Origin of the sequence: Mycobacterium sp. 852002-53434_SCH5985345 (assembly GCF_001667155.1) — a bacterium.
Classification (GTDB): Bacteria; Actinomycetota; Actinomycetes; order Mycobacteriales; family Mycobacteriaceae; genus Mycobacterium.
Window position 1 is genome coordinate 351,505 of the sequence record NZ_LZIE01000074.1, and the last position, 22,994, is coordinate 374,498.

2 protein-coding genes (1 of these 2 running past the window's edge) are annotated in these 22,994 nt (G+C 68.0%); both read left to right on the forward strand.

Features of this window, described 5'->3' with window-relative positions; genetic code table 11:
• Entirely contained in the window at positions 1-16,557 is a 16,557-nt protein-coding gene (locus A5756_RS19210) for a non-ribosomal peptide synthetase (RefSeq protein ID WP_066955878.1), read from the forward strand.
• Positions 16,554-22,994 carry the 5' end (the start) of a non-ribosomal peptide synthetase gene (locus tag A5756_RS19215; protein ID WP_066955881.1) on the forward strand. The gene runs 10,140 nt beyond the window's last position, so the window shows 6,441 of its 16,581 coding nt (coding positions 1-6,441); its start codon is at positions 16,554-16,556; its stop codon lies beyond the right edge, outside the window. Before A5756_RS19210 ends, A5756_RS19215 begins: the two co-directional genes overlap by 4 nt.

Genomic DNA, 22,994 nt, shown 5'->3' on the forward strand with positions numbered 1-22,994 from the left:
ATGGAACGTGACGACCGGGCGCTCCCGCTGACGCCCGGGCAGTTGGACATTTGGCTCGCGCAGGAGACGGGCCGCTTCACTGCGGAGTGGCAGCTCGGGCTCTTCGCGAAAATCGAGGGTCGGCTACAGCGAGAGCCCTTGGTGTGGGCGATCCGCCGAGCGCTGCAGGAGGCTGAACCGGTCCGGGCAACGTTTTTTGAAGAGCAGGGCCAGGTTTTCCAGACCACGATTGATGATCCGAAACTGGAGCTGATTTTCCACGACCTGACCGGGTCGCAGCGTCCCCTGCAACACGCCTACGAGATAGCCGCGTCCATTCAACGCACGCCGATGCCGCTCACGGGACCGCTGTTCAGGTTCGCGCTGTTTCAGACACGGCCCGACGAATTCTATTGGTTCACGTGCTGCCACCACATCGTCGTGGACGCAACGGGCATTGCGCTGGTCGGCCACCGGATCGCCACCCTCTACTCGGCCATTGTCGCGGGCGCGTCCATGCCGCCCCCGTTCTTCGGCTCCCTCGAGGACTTGGTCAGGTGCGAGGCAGCCTACGAAGCGTCGGCCGATTACCAAGAGGATCAGGCGTATTGGGCGCACAACCTGCCGCCCGAAAGCGAATTCGAGCACTGGCTGCCGCGCGAGGCGAGCGAGCCCGGGCGTTGTCGTTCCTCCGCGCCGGTTCGCCTGGATCCGGTGGTGCTGCGCCGGATCCAAGAGTCGGCACAGGTGCGGGACATGCCTCGATCGTCGGTTATCACCGCGGCGTGCGCGCTGCTGGTACACGGCTGGTGCGCCCAAGGCCCTGACGTGGTACTGGACTTCCCGGTAAGCAGGCGAGTGGATCCGGAGTCCAAGACCCTCCCCGGGGTGTTTTCCGGGGTCGTGCCGCTGGTCGTGACGGTATCGCCGGACGCTACGGTCGCCGATTTCTGTCGGCATGTTGACCTCCGGATTCGAGAAGCCCTGCAACATCAGCGTTTTCCGGTGCAAGCCCTGGAACGCAAGTCCCGCTTCCGCGGCCGAAAGCAGCGAGCCCACCGGGTGAGCGTCAACTTTCTTCCGTCCGCATTCACCTTGGACTTCGGTGGCCTGCCGGCTTCGGCGTCATTCACCAATTCCGGCCTGACGGACGGCTTCGGGTTGTTCTTCTCTGCCGCCGGCGACGAACTTCTGTTCGGCACAGAGGGCACCGGCCAACCATTTCCGGCCCTCGGCGTCACGGACCTGGCGGAGCGGCTGCAAGACGTCTTGCTGGCGATGACGGCCGACCCGGGCCGGCGGCTCTCCTCGATCGATCCGTTCAGCGCCGACGAGTACGGCCGACTCGAAGAATGGGGAAACCGCGCGGTGCTCACGCAGGCGTCGGCCCAACCGGTTTCGATTCCCGAGTCGTTCGCCGCGCAAGTAGAGCGCGCACCCGGGGCCGTGGCCGTCAGGTTCGCGGGTCTGTCGATGACCTACGGGGAGCTCGATCAGGCCGCGAATCGCCTGGCGCATCTGCTGACCGAACATGGCGCGGGCCCGGCCGGGTGTGTCGCATTGCTGTTCAGCCGTTCCCCGGAGGCCGTCGTCGCGATGTTGGCGGTACTCAAGACCGGTGCGGCATACCTGCCGATCGATCCGCAGCATCCCCGGTCCCGCATCGAGTTCATGCTGAACGACGCCACCCCGATCGCCGTCTTGACCACCGCGGAACTCCGGTCGCGGCTGGACGGGTGCAACCAGGTGGTCATCGACGTCACGGACCACGCTGCCGACACCCGACCCGGCACCGCGTTGCCGCTGCCCTCACCCGATGACATCGCATACATCATCTACACCTCGGGCACCACCGGCGTGCCGAAAGGTGTTGCAATCACGCACCACAACGTGACCCAGCTGCTGGCGTCGCTGAACCCGCAGGGGCAGGTGTGGGCGCAGTGGCATTCGTTGGCCTTCGACGCTTCGGTTGAAGAAATCTGGAGCGCGCTGTTGTTCGGCGGCCGGCTGGTGATCGTGCCCGAACCGGTGGCGGGCTCACCGGAAGACCTGCACACACTGCTGCTCACCGAACAGGTCAACGTCGTGAGCCAAACCCCCTCAGCCGTCGAAGGATTGTCCCCCGAAGGTTTAGGATCTGCGGCGCTGCTGGTAGCCGGTGAGGCTTGCCCGGCCGAGACCGTCGATCGTTGGGCGCCTGGGCGGGTCATGGTCAACGGCTACGGTCCCACCGAGACCACGGTGTGCGCGTCGAGAAGTGCGCCGCTGACCGCCGGAACGGGCGCGCCGCCGATCGGCGCGCCGGTCTCCGGAGCGGCGTTGTTCGTCCTCGACGCGTGGTTGCGTCCGGTGCCCGCCGACGTGGTGGGCGAGTTGTACATCGCCGGGCGAGGTGTGGGGGTGGGCTACTGGCGCCGGGCCGGGCTGAGCGCGTCACGATACGTGGCCTGCCCCTTCGGGCCGCCGGGAACGCGGATGTATCGGACCGGAGATCTGGTGCGCTGGCGCCGCGACGGCCAGCTCGATTACCTCGGGCGCGCTGACGAGCAGGTCAAGCTCCGCGGCTACCGCATCGAACTCGGCGAAATTCAGGCCGCCCTGGCGGCACTGGGTGGCGTCCAACGGGCCGCGGTGATCGTGCGCGAGGACCGTCCCGGCGACAAGCGATTGATCGGCTACGTCACCGAAACCGACGCTGGGGCTGTCGATCCCGCTGCCGCGCGGGCGGCGTTGGGCGAGCGGCTACCCGGATATATGGTGCCCGCGGCCCTCGTGGTGCTGCAGTCAATGCCGTTGACGATCAACGGCAAACTCGACACCCGCGCCCTACCGGCACCCGAATACGGCGACGCCGATCGGTACCGGGCCCCCACCAACGCAGTCGAGGAGATCCTGGCCGCCATCTACGCCCAAGTGCTGGGGGCGCAGCGCGTTGGCGTCGATGAGTCGTTCTTCGACCTGGGCGGGGATTCACTGTCGGCGATGCGCCTGGTCGCCGCGATCAACAAGTCGATGGATGCCGGACTCTCGCTGCGCACGTTGTTCGACGCCCCCACGGTCGCGCTGCTGGCACCCCGGCTCAATGGGGAAGCGGCCAAGCGCGAGCCATTGGTGGCCGGCGAACGGCCCGCCCCGGTTCCGTTGTCGTTCGCCCAGCGGCGGCTGTGGTTCATCGATCAATTGCAAGGCGGCACAACCACATACAACATGCCGGCCGCCTTCCGAATCAGCGGGCAACTGAACATCGAGGCTCTTTGCGCGGCGCTCGATGACGTCGTCGCCCGCCACGAACCCCTACGAACCGTCTTTCCCGACGTCGACGGTGTGCCCTTCCAGCGGGTGCTGCCGCCCCAGGGCCGGATGTGGCAACGCGGAGACGCCGCGATAGTGCAGTTGGCCGAGCAAGATGTGGCCGGCGAGTTGACGTCGCTGGCCGGTCATCGATTCGATCTGTCGACCGAGATCCCGATCCGTGTGCAGATCTATTCGCTCGCCCCAGAGCGGCATGTGGTGGGAATCGTGGTGCACCATATCGCCTTTGACGGGTTGTCGCTGGCGCCGATGGTGCGAGACATCACCGCGGCGTACGAGGCGCGGCGGCGGGGCCTTGCTCCGGGGTGGGCCGGGCTGCCGGTGCAATACGTGGATTACACACTGTGGCAGCGGGCCCAGTTCGGCGACCTTGATGACGCCGACAGCCCGATCGCCGCACAGCTGGCGTATTGGGAGAATGCGCTGGCCGGGGTGCCCGATCGCGTGGAGTTGCCCACGGATCGGGCGTACCCACCGGCCGCCGATCAGCGTGGGGCCACCATGGCGGTGGATTGGCCCGCGGAGTTGCAGCAGCGGGTGCGGGCTGCCGCCCGCGAATGCAACGCGACCAGTTTCATGGTGATGCAGGCCGCATTGGCCGTATTGCTCTCACGACTCGGTTCGACTTCGGATGTGGCGCTGGGCTTTCCGATCGCCGGCCGTGACGATCCCGCGCTCGACGATCTGGTCGGGTTCTTCGTCAACACCCTGGCGCTGCGGGTGGACCTGACCGGTGACCCCACGGTGGCCGAGCTGCTGACCCAGGTCCGGCTGAAAGGGCTTTCCGCTCTCGAGCATCGGGATGTGCCTTTCGAGGTGCTCGTCGAGCGGCTGAACCCGGCGCGGTCGCTGACTCATCATCCGTTGGTGCAGGTGATGCTGGCCTGGCAGAACCTGCCGGGAAGCATAGGTGATCCGGGGGACGGGTTGGCGTTGGGTGATTTGGAGGTCGCGCAGCTACCGGTCGCCACCCACACCGCCCGCATGGATTTGACGTTCAACCTGGCCGAGCGCTTCACCGATGCCGGTGAGCCGGCCGGGATTTCGGGATCCGTGGAGTTCCGCACCGACGTCTTCGAGCCGGGCACCGTCGTCGCCTTGGTCGGCCGGTTGCAGCGGGTGCTGGCTGCCATGACCGCCGACCCGCGGGCGGCGTTGTCGTCGATCGATGTGCTCGACTCCGATGAGGCCGCGCGGCTCGACGTGCTCGGCCACCGCGCCGTGCTGGCCCGGCCGGCGGAGGCGGTCTCGATCCCGGCGTTGTTCGCCGAGCAGGTGGCGCGCGCCCCGGAGGCGGTGGCCCTGCGCTGCGGGCTGCGCTCCTGGACCTACCGCGAACTCGACGAGGCGTCAAACCGGTTGGCGCACCTGCTCGTTCAATGCGGCGCTGGTCCGGGTGAGAATGTAGCGCTGCTGTTCACCCGGTCGGCCGAGGCCATCGTAGCGATCCTGGCCGTGCTCAAGACCGGGGCGGCCTACCTGCCGATCGACCCCGCAGTGCCCGACGAGCGGATTGCCTTCCTGCGCAAGGACGCCACACCGGTCGTCACGATGACCACCGTCGCGCTGCGCCCCCGCTTGGGCGAGTGCGACCTGGTAGTCCTCGAGGTCGACGATCCCCGCATTGACGGCCAACCCAGCACCGGTCTTCCGGCCCCGGCGGCAGCAGATGTCGCCCACATCATTTACACCTCGGGCACCACGGGCGTGCCCAAAGGTGTTGCCGTCACTCACCACAACGTCTCCCGGCTGTTCGACGCCCTGCAGACCGGAATCAGGCTGGGGCCCGAGCAGGTGTGGACCCAATGCCACTCCTACGCCTTCGACTTCTCGGTGTGGGAGATCTGGGGCGCCCTGCTATTCGGCGGTCGGCTGGTAGTGGTGCCCGACGAGGTGACCCGCTCCCCCGACGACCTGCACGCACTGCTGATCGCCGAACAGGTCACCGTGTTCAGTCAAACCCCCTCCGCGCTCGCGGCGCTGTCACCGCACGGGTTGGAGGCGGTCGCGCTGATGGCCGCCGGGGAGGCGTGCCCACCGGAGGTGGTAAACCGATGGGCCCCGGGCCGGCTGATGCTCAACGGGTACGGTCCCACCGAGACCACCGTCTACGCCACCATCAGCGCCCCGCTGACTCCCGACCGTGCGACCGTCCCCATCGGCGTGCCGGTGCCCGGGGCGGCACTGTTCGTGCTCGATCCATGGCTGCACCCGGCGCCGCCCGGGGTCGTCGGCGAACTGTATGTGGCCGGCCACGGCGTCGGCATCGGCTATCTCAACCGGGCGGGGTTGACGGCGTCGCGGTTTGTGGCCTGTCCCTTCGGGCCGCCGGGAACACGAATGTATCGCAGCGGGGATCTGGTCCGGTGGGCCCCCGATGGACAACTCGACTACCTCGGCCGTGCCGACCAGCAGGTCAAGATCCGCGGCTACCGCATCGAACTCGGCGAAATCCAGGCCGCGCTGGCCGCTCTCGAGGGTGTTGAACACGCCGCGGTCATCACCCGCGAAGACCGCCCGGGCGATAGGCGGCTGGTCGGCTACATCACCGAAACCCGCCCCGGCACAGTCGACCCTGCCGCTGCGCGCGCCGCACTGGCCGACCGGCTCCCCGGCTTCATGGTGCCCGCGGCGGTCGTCGCGGTGGACGCGCTGCCCATCACGGTCAATGGCAAGCTCGACGCCCGCGCCCTACCCGCCCCCGACTACACCACCGAGCATTACCGCGCTCCGACCACACCGGTCGAAGAAATCCTGGCCGCCATCTACGCCCAGGTGCTCGGCATCAAACGGGTCGGCATCGACGACTCCTTCTTCGACCTCGGCGGCGACAGCATCTTGTCGATGCAAGTAGTGGCCCACGCCCGTGCGGCCGGGCTGAGTTGTCGCCCCCGCGACATCTTCGTCGAACAAACCGTGGCCCGGTTGGCCCGCATCGCCGGAATCACCGACGGGCACGACACCGTCATCGATGAGGGTGTCGGGCCGATCAGGCCCACCCCGATCATGCGCTGGCTGTTCGACATCGACGGCCCCGTCGACCAGTTCAACCAAACCATGGTGCTCCAAGCACCGCCCGGCGTCACGCCCACCGATGTGCTCGCCGTCCTACAAGCTTTGATCGACCACCACCCCGTGCTTCGGCTCCGAGTCCACGGGGACGGCACCGAAGGCCGCACGCTGACCGTCCCCGAGACCGGCGTCGTCGACGCCGGTGAGTGCCTGCGCACGGCCGACGTGTTGAGCGATGAGGAGCTTGTCCGGACCCGGTCGGGGCTCAGCCCCGCCGCCGGAACCATGCTCGGCGCGCTGTGGGTGTCCGGCACCGGTCAACTGGTGCTGATCATCCACCACTTGGCGGTCGACGCGGTCTCGTGGCGGATCTTGTTGGAGGACTTAAACATTGCCTGGGCTCAACGCCATCGCGGCCAACCCATCAGCCTGCCCGCCGGTGGTACCTCATACCGGCGCTGGGCCGAAATCCTCGAGCAACACGCCCACACGCCGGCGGTCACCGAGCAGACCGACACGTGGAAACACATCACCAGCACCGCCGTCGGCCTCCCCCGCCCCCAACAGCAAGACACCCATACCAGCGCCGGGCACCTGACGGTCTCGCTGGACACCGACACCACACGCCGACTCCTCACCGACGTTCCGGCGGCGTTTCATGCGGGCATCCACGAGATCTTGCTGATCGCCTACGCACTGGCCTGGACCGAATTCCTCGGCACCGGCGACGGCCCCCTTGCCATCGATGTCGAAGGGCACGGCCGCCACGACGACCTGGTCGACGACGTCGACCTGTCGCGCACGGTTGGCTGGTTCACCACCAAATACCCCGTGGGCCTGAATGTCGGCGACCTGCGGTGGCCGCAGGTCACGTCCGGCGACGCAGCACTGGGCTCGATCGTCAAGCGCATCAAGGAACAACTGCGCGCCGTGCCCCATCCCCTGAGCTACGGGCTGCTGAGGTACCTCAACACCGACACCGATCTGGCCGGGCCCGACCCCACCATCGGATTCAACTATCTGGGACGCCTGGGCGACCCGGCCGACACCCACATCTCTGGCGGCCAGTGGCGAGTCGACCAGGGCAGCCTGGCGGTCGCCGGCGCTGCCGCCGAGGTGCCAATGCCCCTGTCTCACACCGCTGAACTCAACGCCGCCACCATCGACACCGACGCCGGCCCACAACTCAACGCCACCTGGACCTGGGCGCCCTCGGCGCTCGATGACACCCGGGTCGGCCGGCTCAGCCGGCTCTGGTTTGACGCCCTCACCGGCATCTGCGCCCATGTCCATCGTGGCGGCGGCGGACTGACCCCCTCCGACATCGCTCCCGCCCGGCTCACCCAACACCAAATCGACGAGCTGCAAGCGCAATACGACATCGCCGACATCTTGCCCCTCACACCCCTGCAGGAGGGACTGCTGTTCCACACCGCTCCCGCTCTCGGTGACCTGTATGCGATGCAACTCGACATCACCGTCGCCGGTCCACTGCACCCCGACCGACTACACGACGCCGTGCAAACCGTCATCAGGCGCCACCCCAACCTCGCCGCCCGCTGCTGCCCGCAATTCGACGAACCCGTGCAGATCATTCCTGTCGACCCTGAAATACCCTGGCAATACCTCGATTACGACTCCCAGCCCGACGGGGGCGCCGAGCGACTGTGCGCCGCGGAACGCGCCGCGGTCTGCGACCTGGCCGGGGGCGCGTCGACCTTCCGGGCGGCGTTGATCCGCACCGCCGAAGACCAGCACCGCATAGTGTTGACTTTCCACCACATCGTGCTCGACGGCTGGTCGCTACCGATACTGATGCAGGAGATCTTCGCCAGCTACCAGGGCCAGCAGCTGCCGCCGGCCACACCCTACCGCCGGTTCGTCACCTGGCTGGCCGAGCGAGACCTCGACGCCGCCAGGGCGGCCTGGCACAACACCCTCGCGGGCTTCGACACTCCCACGCTCGTCGCCCCGCCGGCCCGGATCAGGCCCGGCGCCAAGGCCACTAGCGCGTTTGCGATGACCGGGTCCACCACATCGGCGTTGAACGAGCTGGCGCGATCCCAGCACACCACCGTCAACACCGTCCTGCAGGCAGCATGGGCGCAACTGCTGATGGGCATGACCGGCCAGCGCGACATTGTCTTCGGCACCGCCGTCTCCGGGCGTCCCGTCGAGCTGGCCGGTGCCGACACCATGGTGGGGCTGCTGATCAACACCGTTCCGGTGCGGGCCACGATCAGACCAACCACCACCACCGCCGGCCTGCTCGGCCAACTCCATGCCGCGCACAACCACACCCTCGACCATCAACACCTGGCGCTCAACGAGATTCACCGCACGACCGGTCACGACCAACTTTTCGACACCCTGTTCGTCTACGAGAACTACCCGATCGGCTCCACCACGCTGGCGGGCGCGGACGGGCTGACCATCACCGCGTTCGACGGCCACGAGGCCAACCATTACCCACTGACCATGCAGGCCACGCCCGGACCCGAACTGAGCTTCCGGATCGAGTACGACACCGGCGTATTCGACGCCGCAAGCATTGACACGCTCATCGACCGGCTGCGGCGGATCGTCGCGGCGATGATCGCTGATCCGCAACTCCCACTGTCGGCGCTCGACCTGCTCGACGCCGACGAGCGCAACCGCCTCGACGACATGGGCAACCGGGCGGCTCTGGGCGGACCCGCACCGGCGTGGGTGTCGATCCCGGAACTGTTCGCCGGCCAGGTAGCCAGCTCGCCGCGGGCGGTGGCCATCCGTTGCGCGGGCCGGTCGTTGACCTATCGGGACGTCGACGAGGCGTCGAATCACTTGGCGCATTCACTGTCTGGTCTCGGCGCCGGCCCCGGCGCGCGGGTGGCGCTGCTGTTGGAACGCTCCGCCGAAGCTGTCATCGCCATGCTCGCGGTCCTCAAGACCGGGGCGGCGTACCTGGCGATCGATCCGGCCCTGCCCGACGAGCGGATCGGATTCATGTTGGGTGACGCCGCGCCGATCATCGCGGTCACCACCACCGCCCTGCGCCCACGGCTGGCCGGGCACGCCCTCGCCGTCATCGATATCACCGACGACCGCACGACCGCTCAACCCCGCTCCACCCTCCGGGCGCCCGCTGCGGACGATATCGCCTACCTCATTTACACGTCGGGCACCACGGGAGTGCCCAAAGGGGTTGCGATCAGCCATCGCAACCTGGCCCACCTGGTGGAGTCGGCGTCGGCCCATTTACCCGCGGAGCAGGTGTGGACGCAGTGTCACTCCTATGCGTTCGACTTCTCGGTGTGGGAGATCTGGGCCGCCCTGCTGGGTGGTGGGCGCCTGGTGGTGGTGCCCGACCAGGTGACCAGATCACCGGACGACTTGCGCGCCCTGCTCATCGCCGAGGGCGTCACCGTGCTCACCCAAACGCCGTCGGCGGCCGCGGCGCTCCCCCCGCAAGGGCTGGAGTCGGTGGCGCTATTGCTCGGCGGCGAGGCCTGCCCGCCCGAGCTGGTGGACCGGTGGGCACCGGGGCGGGTGGTGATCAACGCCTACGGCCCCACCGAAACCACCGTCTACGCAACGCTCAGCGCCCCGCTGACGACGGGTTCGGGGACGGTCCCCATCGGCGCACCCGTACCCACAGCGGCATTGTTCGTCCTCGACGAATGGCTGCACCCGGTGCCGCCCGGAGTGGTCGGCGAACTGTACGTGGCCGGACGCGGCGTCGGCGTCGGCTACATCGGCCGGCCCGGGCTGACCGCAGGGCGGTTCGTGCCGTGCCCCTACGGCGGGCCCGGCGCGCGGATGTACCGCAGCGGTGACCTGGTGCGCTGGGGAGCCGACGGGCAACTGCGTTACCTCGGTCGCGCCGACGAGCAGGTCAAAATCCGCGGCTACCGAATCGAACTCGGCGAAATCCAGGCCGCGCTGGCCGAAATCGACGGCGTCGAACAGGCCGCGGTCATCACCCGCGAGGACGTTCCCGGCGCCAAACGACTGGTCGGATACGTCGTCGAAACCGCCCCCGGCACCGTCGATCCCGTTGCGGTGCGCGCCGCGCTGGCCGTGCGGCTGCCGGGTCACATGGTTCCCCAGGCGATCGTGGTGCTGAACGCGCTGCCGCTGACGGTCAACGGCAAACTCGACACCCGGGCCCTGCCCCCGCCCGACTACGCCCCCGGGCACTACTGGGCCCCCGCTTCCGCCGCTGAAGAGATCCTGGCCGGCATCTACGCCCAGGTGCTGGGCGTCGAACGCGTCGGTGCTGATGACTCGTTCTTCGACCTGGGCGGGGACTCGCTGTCGGCGATGCGTTTGATCGCCGCCGTCAACACCGGGCTGGACGCGAACCTCGCCGTGCACGAATTGTTCGACGCGCCAACGGTTGCGCAACTGACGTCGCGCCTCGACGACGAGACCCATCGCCGTGAGCCATTGCGGGCGTACCGGCGCCCGGCGATGATCCCCCTCTCGTTCACCCAGAACCGGCTGTGGGTTCTCGACCAGTTGCAGGGATCCTCCTCGGTTTACAACATTCCGGTGGCCCTGCAGTTGCGCGGCCCGCTCGACGCCGAAGCGCTCGGCGCAGCGCTGGCCGACGTGGTGGCGCGGCACGAAAGCCTGCGCACGACATTTCCCGCACTGGATGGGCTACCGCAGCAACTCGTCATCCCCGCCGAGCGGGCGGATTTCGGCTGGGAAGTCATCGACGCCACCGGATGGCCGTCCGGCCGACTCGACGAGGCAATCGACGAAGCGGCGCGTCACCCCTTTACCTTGGAGACCGACATCCCCCTGCGCGCGAAGCTTTTCCGGGTCGCCGATGAGGTGCACGTGCTGGTGTGCGCAGTACACCACATCGCCTTCGATGGGTGGTCGGTGGCGCCGATGATCCGCGACATCGGCGAGGCCTATGCCAGCCGATGCGACGGGCGGCTCCCGGGATGGCCTGAATTGCCGCTGCAATACGTGGATTACACGCTGTGGCAGCGGGCGCAGTTCGGTGCGCTCGACGACGGTCACAGCCGGATCGCCGCCCAGCTGAAGTATTGGGAAGACGCCCTGGCCGACCTGCCCGAGCGCCTCGAATTGCCGACGGACCGGCCCTATCCCTCGGTGGCAGATCAGCGTGGTGCCAAAGTAACCGTGGACTGGCCGGCCGAGCTGCAGCGCCGCATACGCCAAGTGGCCCGCGACCTCAACGCGACCAGTTTCATGGTGGTGCAGACCGCCTTGGCGGTACTGCTGTCGCGGCTCAGTGCGAGTTCCGATGTGGCCGTGGGATTTCCGATCGCCGGGCGTGGTGACCCCGGGCTCGATGACCTGGTGGGATTCTTCGTCAACACGCTGGTGTTGCGGGTCGACGTAGCCGGTGACCCAACCGCCGCCGAGCTGCTGGCCCAGGTTCGCCGGCGCAGCCTGCTGGCCTTCGAGCATCAAGACGTGCCGTTCGAGGTGCTCGTCGAGCGGCTCAACCCCACCCGGTCGCTGAGCCATCATCCGCTGGTTCAGGTGGCGTTGGCGTGGCAGAACCTGCCCGGGCACGCCAGCGACCCCACCGCTGTGCCGGCGTTGGGTGACGTGCGGGTTACCGAGCTGCCGCTGGACACCCACAGTGCCCGCATGGACCTGACCTTCTCGCTGTCCGAACACTGGACCGACGCCAACGCGCCCGACGGCATCCGAGGCGCGGTTGAATTCCGCACCGACGTGTTCGACCCCGACAGCATCACCACTCTTGTCGATCGGTTCCAGCGCATCCTGGTGGCGATGACCGCCGATCCCCGGGCGCGGTTGTCGACGATCGATGTGTTGGATGCTGACGAGCACGCCCGTCTGGACAAGACGGGTAACCGGGCAATCCTGACCCGGCCGGCGCCCGGGCCGGTCTCCATACCGGCCCTGTTTGCCGGCCACGTGACCCGCACCCCCGACGCGGTCGCCATCAGCGACGGGGGACGCAGCTGCACTTACCGCGAATTGGACGCGGCATCAAACCGGTTGGCGCACTTCCTGACCAGGAATGGCGCCGGTCCCGGTGAGAGCGTGGCGCTGCTGTTCTCCCGCTCGGCCGAGGCCGTCATCGCGATCTTGGCGGTGCTCAAGACCGGGGCGGCTTATCTGCCTCTGGACCCCGCGCTACCGGCGGGCCGGATCGATTTCATGCTCGCCGATGCCGGGCCTATCGCCGCGATCACCACCGCGGCCCTGCGCTCGCGGCTGGATGGGCACCGGCTGACCGTCCTCGACGTGGAAGACGTCGCCGTGGACACCCAGCCGAGCACACCGCTGCCTGCGCCCGCCCCCGACGACATCGCGTATCTCATCTACACCTCAGGGACCACCGGTGTGCCGAAAGGTGTTGCCATCACTCACCACAACGTCACGCAGTTGTTGGCCTCATTGGACGCCGGCCTTCCGCCCAAAGGCGTTTGGCCGCAGTGTCATTCCCTGGCCTTCGACGTCTCGGTGTGGGAGATCTTCGGCGCCCTGTTGCGTGGCGGGCACGTGGTGGTGGTGAACGAAGACGTGACCACGTCACCGGCCGACTTCCACGATGCGCTGGTGACCGGTGAAGTCGATGTGCTTACCCAAACCCCTTCCGCGGTGGGTGTGTTGTCACCCGAAGGCCTGGAGTCGGCGGCTCTGGTGGTGGTCGGTGAGGCTTGCGCCCCCGAAGTGGTCGATCGATGGGCGCCCGGACGAGTGATGATCAATGCCTACGGTCCGACCGAGACGACGATGTGTGTCGCGATCAGTGCGCCGTTGACCGCCGGATCGGGGACGGTGCCCATCGGCACCCCGGTGCCCGGGGCGGCGTTGTTCGTCCTCGACGAGTCGTTGCTTCAGGTACCGCCGGGGGTGGTTGGTGAGCTGTACATCGCCGGCCGCGGCGTCGGTGTCGGTTATCTGCGTCGGGCGGGACTGACCGCGGCCCGATTTGTGGCCTGCCCCTTCGGAGGCCCCGGGGCGCGCATGTATCGCACCGGAGATCTGGTGCGGTGGGGCCGTGACGGACAACTGCACTACCTCGGACGCGCCGACCAACAGGTCAAGATCCGCGGTTATCGCGTCGAACTCGGCGAAATCCAGTTGGCGCTGGCCGCTCTCGAGGGCGTCGACCACGCTGCCGTCGTCGCCCGCGAAGATCATCCCGGCGACAAACGACTCGTCGGCTATATCACCGGCACCGCCGAGCCGGCCGCCGTCCGTACCGCCTTGGCTGAGCGGCTGCCGGGCTACATGGTTCCCGCCGCCGTTATCGCATTGGACGCGCTGCCCTTGACGGCCAACAAGAAGCTCGACACCCGCGCCCTTCCGGCGCCCGACTATTCCAATGTCGATAACTACCGTCCCCCGACCGACGCCGTCGAGGAAATCCTTGCGGGCATCTACGCCCAAGTCCTGGGACTCGAGCGGGTAGGAGTCGACGACTCCTTCTTCGACCTTGGCGGCGACAGCATTTCGTCGATGCAAGTGGTCGCCCGCGCCCGCGCCGCCGGACTCGTGTGCCGCCCGCGCGACATCTTCGTCGAACAGACCGTTGCCCGACTGGCCCGCGTCGCCCACGCCACCGAGGGTCTGGAAGCCGCTGCGGACGAGGGCATCGGCCCCGTACCGGTCACCCCGATCATGCATTGGCTGCACGACATCGACGGCCCCGTGGATCAGTTCAACCAGACGATGGTGCTACAGGCGCCGCCCGGGGTCACCCACGCGGACGTGGTGGTGGTCCTGCAAGCCCTGCTGGACCATCACGCCATGCTGCGGCTGCACGTCGCCGAGGGCGATGCCGGCGAGTGGACACTGACCGCGCGCGAGGCCGGTGCGGTGGATGCCGGCGGCTGCCTGTACGCCGTCGATGCGTTCACCGACGGCGCGGTGGCGGACGCCCGGGCACGGCTGAGCCCCGCCGGCGGGAGAATGGTCAGCGCGCTGTGGGTGGCCGACACCGGCCAGCTGGCGCTGATCATTCACCATCTTGCCGTCGATGCGGTGTCCTGGCGAATCCTCTTGGAGGACATCAACATCGCCTGGGCTCAACACGCCGGTGGTCAGCTAATCGAACTGCCCGCGGGCGGAACGTCGTTCCAGCGGTGGGCATCGCTGCTCGCCGAGCACGCCGACCAGCCCGAAATCGTGAACCACGCCAAGACCTGGCAACGGGTGGCGACGACGCAGGCCGCGCTCACACCACCAAAGCCCGAGAGTGATACCTACGCGAGCGCGGGGCATCTGACGGTTTCGCTGGACACCGAGACCACCCGCCTACTGCTCGGTGAGGTACCCGCGGCCTTTCACGCCGGCATCCAAGACATCCTGTTGATCGCCTTCGGTTTGGCGTGGGCCGAGTTTTCGGGCTCGGAGCGTGGCGGGCCTATCGGAATCGACGTCGAGGGCCACGGCCGTTACGAGGATCTCGCCCCTGATGTCGACCTGTCCCGCACCGTGGGCTGGTTCACCACCAAGTACCCCGTGGCGCTGGCAGTCGACGGGCTGCACTGGGCCCAGCTGGTGACCGGTGACGCTGCAGTCGGCCCGATCGTCAAGCGGGGCAAGGAACAGCTTCGCGACCTGCCCGACGCCATAACGTACGGCCTGCTGCGCTACCTCAACCGAGATGCCGCGCTCCCCGAATCCGACCCGACGATCGGGTTCAATTACTTTGGGCGGCTAGGCGCGGCCGAGGACTCCGCCGAACTGTGGCGGATCAGCCGAGACGGTCTCGCGGTCTCCGCCTCCGCCGCGGCGGGGCCCATGCCGCTGGCTCACACGCTGGAACTCAACGCCAGCACAGTCGACACGGCCACCGGTCCTCACCTGCATGCCGACTGGACCTGGGCCCCTTCGGCGCTCGATCACACCCAGGTCGCCCGGCTCAGCCAGCTGTGGTTCGACGCGCTGACCGGCATCTGTGCCCACGTTCAACGCGGGGGCGGCGGCCTGACTCCGTCCGACGTCTTCCCCGTCCACCTCACCCAACGGCAGATCGACGAGCTGCAGCAGCATCACCGAATCGCCGACATCCTGCCGCTCACCCCGCTCCAGCAGGGATTGCTGTTCCACTCCGCCCGACAGAACAGCGACAACGACCTGTACGCAATGCAACTCGACATCACCGTCGCCGGCCCGCTTCACCCCGAACGCCTGCACGACGCAGTGGACGCCGTCATCGCCCGTCACCCGCAACTGGCCGCCCGATTCTGCAGTCAATTCGACCAACCGGTGCAAGTCATCCCCGCCGATCCGCAATCTATCTGGCAATTCCTCGAATTCGAGACCGATGTCGACGAGCAGGTCCGACGGATATGCGCCGCGGAGCGCGCCGCGGTCTGCGACCTCAGGGGCTCGCCGGCTTTTCGCGTTGCTCTGCTCCGTACCGGGCCGGAACGGCATCGGGTCATCCTGACCAATCACCACATCGTGCTCGACGGGTGGTCGTTACCGATCCTGCTGCAAGAGATCTTCGCCAGTTATTACCGCCAGCGACTGCCGGCCGCCGGGTCGTATCGACGGTTCGTCACGTGGCTCGCCGAGCGCGACCTGGCCGCCGCCCGGGCGGCCTGGGGTGACGTGCTGGCCGGTTTCGATGTTCCCACGCTGGTCGGGCCGCCGGGCCGGTCAAAGCTGGGACCGCGAGGCGTTGCCTCGGCCCGGGTTCCGGAGGCCACCACCCAGGCCGTGAACGAGCTGGCCAGATCCTGTCGCACTACCGTCAACACGGTGCTTCAGGGCGCCTGGGCGCAGGTGCTGATGTCGATGACAGGCCGGCGTGATGTCGTCTTTGGCGCCGCGGTCTCGGGACGGCCCACCGAGGTGACCGATGCGGAATCCATTGTGGGACTGATGATCAACACCGTCCCGGTGCGGGCCACCATCACACCGGCGACCACGATCGCCGACCTGCTCGACCAGCTCCAGAGTGCCCACAACCACACCCTCGACCATCAACATCTGGCGCTCAACGAAATTCACCGCATCACCGGGCACGACCAGTTGTTCGACACGCTGTTTGTGTTTGAGAACTACCCCATCGACACCACCGCGCTGCTCAACAACAACGGACTTGCCATCACCGATTTCACCGGCACCGAATCCAGCCATTACCCGCTGACGATGCAGGCCCGGCCGGACCGCGAATTGATCCTTCGCGTCGAGTACGACAGCCACGTGTTCGATGCGGCCGCCATCGAATCATTGATCGAGCGCTTCCAGCGGGCATTGGTGGCGATGACCAGCGATCTGGGCGGCCAATCGTGACCACCAATCCAACACGGCGGCTGTTGTCCATCGATCTGCTCAACGAGTCTGAGCACGCACACCTGGATGAGTGGAGCAACCGCGCGATATTGGCCAAGGCCTCGGCGCCCGTGTCGATTCCGACGCTGTTCTCCACCCAGGTGGAGCGCGCGCCCGAGGCGGTGGCAGTCACCTTCGAGGGCCGCTCGATGACCTACGGCGAGCTCGACCAGGTATCGAACCGGCTGGCGCACTTGCTGGTTGGATCTGGCGCCGGTCCGGGTGCGTGTGTGGCCGTGCTGCTCTCAAGGTCCGCCGAGGCGATTGTGGCGATCCTGGCGGTACTCAAAACCGGTGCGGCGTATCTGCCGATCGATCCGGCGGTGCCCGCCTCCCGGATCGAATTCATGGTCGCCGACGCCGCCCCCATGGCCGCGGTCACCACCGCCGCGCAGGCCGCGCGGCTGCACGGATGTGGGCTGGCCGTCGTCGAGGTCGACGACCCATGCATCGACACCCAGCCGGACACCCCGCTGCCGGGCCCGGCCCCGGACGACATCGCCCACATCATCTACACATCGGGCACCACCGGTGTCCCGAAAGGGGTTGCGGTTACCCACCACAACGTCACCCGGCTGTTCGACTCACTCGACGTCGGGCTGGAACTGACTCCGGCACAAGTGTGGAGCCAGTGCCACTCTTACGCGTTCGACTTCTCGGTGTGGGAGATCTGGGGTGCGCTGCTGTTCGGCGGGCGGATGGTCGTGGTGCCCGAGGCGGTGGCCGGCGCACCGTCGGACCTCCACGCCCTGCTCGTCACCGAACACGTCACCGTCTTGAGCCAGACCCCCTCAGCGGCGGCCGCACTCTCCACCGAGGAATTGGAGTCGGTGGCGCTGATGGCCGCGGGTGAGGCCTGTCCCGCCGACCTGGTCGACCGCTGGGCACCCGGGCGCGTGATGATCAACGGCTACGGCCCAACCGAAACCACCGTCTACGCCACGATCAGCGCCCCGCTCAGCCCCGATTCGACGGTGGTGCCCATCGGGACGCCCGTGCCGGGGGCGGCGCTGTTCGTCCTCGACGAGTTGCTGCACCCGGTTCCGCCCGGATCGGTCGGCGAACTCTACGTGGCCGGCCAGGGCGTCGGGGTCGGATATGTGCGCCGGCCCGGGCTGACCGCGTCACGGTTCGTTTCCTGTCCCTTCGGCGGAGCGGGGACGCGGATGTATCGCACCGGGGATCTGGTGCGGTGGGGCCCCGATGGGCAACTGCAGTATCTGGGTCGCGCCGACCAACAGGTCAAGATCCGGGGCTACCGCATCGAACTCGGTGAAATCCAGGCGGCCCTGACCGCACTGGACGGGGTCGACCAGGCCGCGGCCATCGCGCGCGAAGATCGCCCCGGCGACAAACGGCTGGTCGGCTATATCACCGGGACCGCCGACCCGGCCACCGCGCGTGCCGCGCTGGCCGAGCGGTTGCCGAGCTACATGGTGCCCGCGGCGATCGTGATGCTGCCGGCACTCCCCTTGACGGTCAACGGGAAACTCGATACCCGCGCCCTGCCAGTGCCGGAATACCAAGCTGCCGAACACTATCGCGCCCCGACCAATGCCGTCGAAGAGATCCTGGCCGGCATCTACGCACAAGTGCTCGGGCTCGACCGGGTCGGCATCGACGACTCGTTCTTCGACCTGGGCGGGAATTCGGTGTCCGCGATGCGTCTGGTCGCCGCGATCAGCACCGCGCTGGACACCGACCTCGACGTGCACACCTTGTTCGACTTTCCCACCATCGCCCAGCTGGCGCCCCGTATCGGCGACGGGGCAGGGCGGCGCAAGCCGTTGGTGGCTGTCGAGCGCCCGGCGGTGGTGCCGTTGTCTTTCGCCCAGAATCGGTTGTGGTTCCTCGACCAATTGCTCGGCCCCTCAGCGGTTTACAACATGGCGGTGGCATTGCGGTTGTGCGGGCGCCTTGATGTCGACGCGCTGGGTGCCGCGCTGGTCGACGTGATCGCACGTCATGAGAGCCTGCGCACGGTGATTGCCGCGCCCGACGGCATACCCCAACAGCGGGTCGTGTCCGTCGAGCGGGCCGACTTGAGGTGGGAGATCGTCGACGCCGCCGCATGGTCGCCGAGCCGGCTGAGTGAGGCCGTCGAGCAGGCAGCGGCTCACACGTTTGACCTGGCAGCCGAGATACCGTTGCGTGCAAGGCTTTTCCGTGTCGCTGCCGATGAGCACGTGTTGGTCGGCGTGGTGCACCATGTCGCTGCCGACGGCTGGTCGATCACCCCGCTGTTGCGTGATCTGGGCATGGCGTATGCCAGCCGTAGCGCGGGGCGGGCCCCGGGCTGGGCTGAATTGCCGGTGCAGTACGTGGATTACACGTTGTGGCAACGCGAACGGTTCGGCGATCTCGACGACGGCAACAGCCCCATCGCCGGGCAGCTGGCCTACTGGCGGGACGCCCTGGCCGGGATGCCCGAATTCCTGCAGCTGCCAACCGATCGGCCGTATCCGCCGGTGGCCGACCTGCACGGCTCCAAGGCCGACGTGGACTGGCCCGCGGAGCTCCAGCAACGAGTGCGCCAGCTCGCCGGTGAACACAACGCGACCAGCTTCATGGTGGTTCAGACCGCCCTGGCGGTGCTGCTGTCGGCGCTCAGCGCGAGTTCCGATGTGGCGGTGGGGTTTCCGATCGCCGGGCGTGGCGATCCCGCGCTCGACGAGTTGGTCGGGTTCTTCGTCAACACCCTGGTGTTGCGGGTCGATCTGGCCGGAGATCCCAGCTTCGGCGACCTGCTGGGCCAGGTGCGCAGGCGCAGCCTCGCCGCCTACGATCACCAAGACGTGCCCTTCGAGGTGCTGGTCGAGCGGCTCAACCCAACCCGGTCCTTAGCCCATCACCCCCTGGTCCAGGTGATGCTGTCCTGGCAGAACCTCTCCGGGCACGAAAACCACGACCCCGCCGCCGGATTGGCGTTGGGCGATGTGCGAGCCACCCAGGTGCCGGTGAACACCCACACCGCCCGCATGGACCTGTCGTTCTCGCTTGCCGAACGCTTCACCGAGGCGGGCGAGCCCGCCGGCATCGGCGGGGCGGTCGAATTCCGCAGCGACTTGTTCGACACGGCAACCGTCGCCGCACTCATCGAGCGGTTCGAACGCGTGTTGGACGCGATGACCGCCTACCCGGACCAGCGGTTGTCGTCGCTGGATGTGCTGGATGCCGCCGAGCATGCCCGGTTGGATGAGCTCGGCAACCGGGCGGTCTTGACCGAGCCGACGCCCGCGCCCGTGTCCGTTCCGGAGTTGTTCGGCGGCCACGTGGCCGGCTCGCCGCAGGCGGTCGCGATCCGCAGTGGCGGCCGTTCACTGACCTATCGGGAACTCGACGAGGCCGCGAACCGGTTGGCGCACCGGTTGACCGCCGACGGGGTGGGGCCGGGCTCGTGTGTGGCGCTGTTGTTGGAGCGATCCGCGCAGGCGGTGGCGACGATGCTGGCCGTACTCAAGTCCGGGGCAACGTATCTGGCGATCGACCCCGCGCTGCCCGACGCCCGGATCGAGTTCATGATCGCCGATGCCGCGCCGGTCGCCGCTCTCACCACCGCGGGCCTGCGGTCGCGACTGGACGGGTACAGCATGTCGGTCATCGACGTCGACGACCCTGCTGTGGACGGCCAACCCGGCACCGCGCTGCCCGCACCCGACCCGGACGACATCGCCTACCTCATCTACACCTCGGGCACTACCGGTGTCCCCAAAGGTGTTGCCATCAGCCATCGCAACCTGACCCACCTGGCGCAGTCGGCACCCCCGGGCCTACCCGGCGCCCAGGTCTGGACCCAATGCCACTCTTTTGCCTTCGACTTCTCGGTGTGGGAAATCTGGGCCGCGCTGCTCGGCGGCGGGCGGCTGGTCGTCGTGCCCGACGAGGTAGCCGCCTCGCCGGAGGACTTCAACGCCTTACTGGTCGACGAAGGGGTGAACGTGCTCACCCAGACCCCGTCCGCGGCGGCCGCGCTCGCACCGCAGGGGCTGGATTCGGTGGCGCTGCTGCTGGGTGGTGAGGCCGTCCCCGCCGAGGTGGTGGATCGCTGGGCACCCGGACGGGTGGTGGTCAACGCCTACGGACCGACCGAGGCGACGGTGTACGCGTCGATGAGCCGGCCGCTGGCAGCGGGGTCCGGGGCGGCGCCGATCGGCGTTCCCGTCACCACCGCGGCGTTGTTCGTCCTCGACGAATGGCTGCGCCCCGCGCCGCCGGGGGTGGTCGGCGAGTTGTATGTGGCCGGCCGCGGCGTGGGGGTCGGGTATGTGCGCCGGGCCGGATTGACCGCGTCACGCTTTGTCCCCTGTCCCTTCGGCGAACCCGGGACGCGCATGTATCGCACCGGCGACCTCGTGCGGTGGGGTCCCGACGGGCAGCTGCGCTACCTCGGACGCGCCGATGATCAGGTGAAGATCCGCGGGTACCGCATCGAACTCGGCGAGATCCAGACCGCGCTGGCGGGGCTGGACGGCGTTGAGCAGGCGGTGGTGATCGCCCGTGAGGACCGTCCGGGCGACAAACGCCTGGTCGGCTACATCACCGGAACGGCGGGCCCCGCCGAGGCGCGCGCCCAGCTGGCCGAGCGGCTCCCGGCCTATATGGTTCCCGCCGCGGTGGTGGGCATCGACGCATTGCCGTTGACGGTCAACAACAAGCTTGACACTCGCGCCCTGCCGGCACCGGAATACGGGGACGTCGATCATTACCGCGCGCCGACCAACGCGGTCGAGGAGGTCCTGGCCGGCATCTACGCCCAGGTGCTCGGGCTTCAGCGGGTGGGGGTTGACGAGTCATTCTTCGACCTGGGCGGGGACAGCATCTTGTCGATGCAGGTGGTGGCCCAGGCGCGGGCGGCCGGGCTGACGTGTCGGCCGCGCGACATCTTCGTCGAGCAGACCGTGGCCCGGCTGGCCCGCGTGGCCACGGTGGCCGGCGTCGAAACCGTTCCGGTCGATGAGGGCGTCGGGCCGCTGCCGGCCACCCCGATCATGCGCTGGCTTTACACCGTCGCCGGGCCGATCGACCAGTTCAACCAGACGATGGTGGTCCAGGCACCCGCCGGGGTCACCGAGGCCGACGTGGTGATCGTTCTTCAGGCGTTGCTGGACCGGCACGCCATGCTGCGGCTGCGCGCCGGCACCGACGATGCCGGCGACCTGTCGCTCCACGTGCCCGAACCGGGTTCGGTCGACTCCGATGCTTGCCTGCGGATCGTCGACGCGCTCTCCGGTGAGGCGCTGTCAGACGCCCGGTCACGGTTGAACCCGGCCGACGGGGCAATGGTTCGCGCACTGTGGGCGACGGCCACCGGCCAGTTGGCGCTGGTCATTCACCACCTGGCCATCGACGCGGTGTCCTGGCGAATCCTGTTGGAGGATTTGAACATCGCGTGGGGTCAGCATCGCGGCGGACAACCGATCGCGCTGCCGGCGGCGGGGACCTCATTTGCCCGCTGGGCCGCACTGCTCGACGAGCACGCCCACGCCCCCGCGGTCGCCAACCAGGCCGACCGCTGGCGAAAGGTGTTGGCGCTCCCGGCCGCGCTGCCGCCGGTACAACCCGAGGTGGATACCTATGCCGGCGCCGGGCACCTGACGGCAACACTGGATGCCGAGACAACCCGCCTGCTGCTGGGTGAGGTGCCCGCGGCGTTTCACACCGGCATCACCGACATCCTGCTGATCGCCTTCGGCATGGCCTGGGCCGAATACTTCGGCGCCGACGGTGGCGCACCCATCGGTATCGATGTCGAAGGCCACGGGCGCCATGACGACCTGTTCGATGGCGTCGACCTGTCGCGCACGGTGGGTTGGTTCACCACCAAATACCCGGTCTCCCTGGCGGTCGGGGGGCTGCGCTGGGCTCAGGTCGTGGGCGGTGACGCGGCCCTGGGTGCGGTGATCAAAGACGCCAAGGAACAGCTCCGCGCCCTGCCCGACGGCCTGACTTTCGGGCTGCTGCGTTACCTCAACGCCGACGTCGACATGCCCGGTTCAGATCCGGCGATCGGGTTCAACTATTTGGGCCGGATGGGCGCGGGCGCCGCCGACCTCCCCGACGAGCTGTGGCGCGTCAGCCAGGACGGCCTGTCGGTCGCCGCCGCGACCACCGTGCCGATGCCCTTGGGACACACCGTGGAAGTCAACGCCGTCGCGTTGGAAAACGATGACGCCGGCGCCGGCCCACACCTGCACGCGACCTGGACGTGGGCCTCTTCGGCACTGGACCACGGCCAGGTCAGCCGGCTCAGCCGGCTGTGGTTCGACGCGCTGGCCGGCATCTGCGCGCATGTCCTACGCGGCGGCGGGGGACTCACGCCCTCCGATATCGTCCCCGCCCGGCTCAGCCAGCCCCAGATCGACGAGCTGCAGCAGCGGTACCGGATCGCCGATATCTTG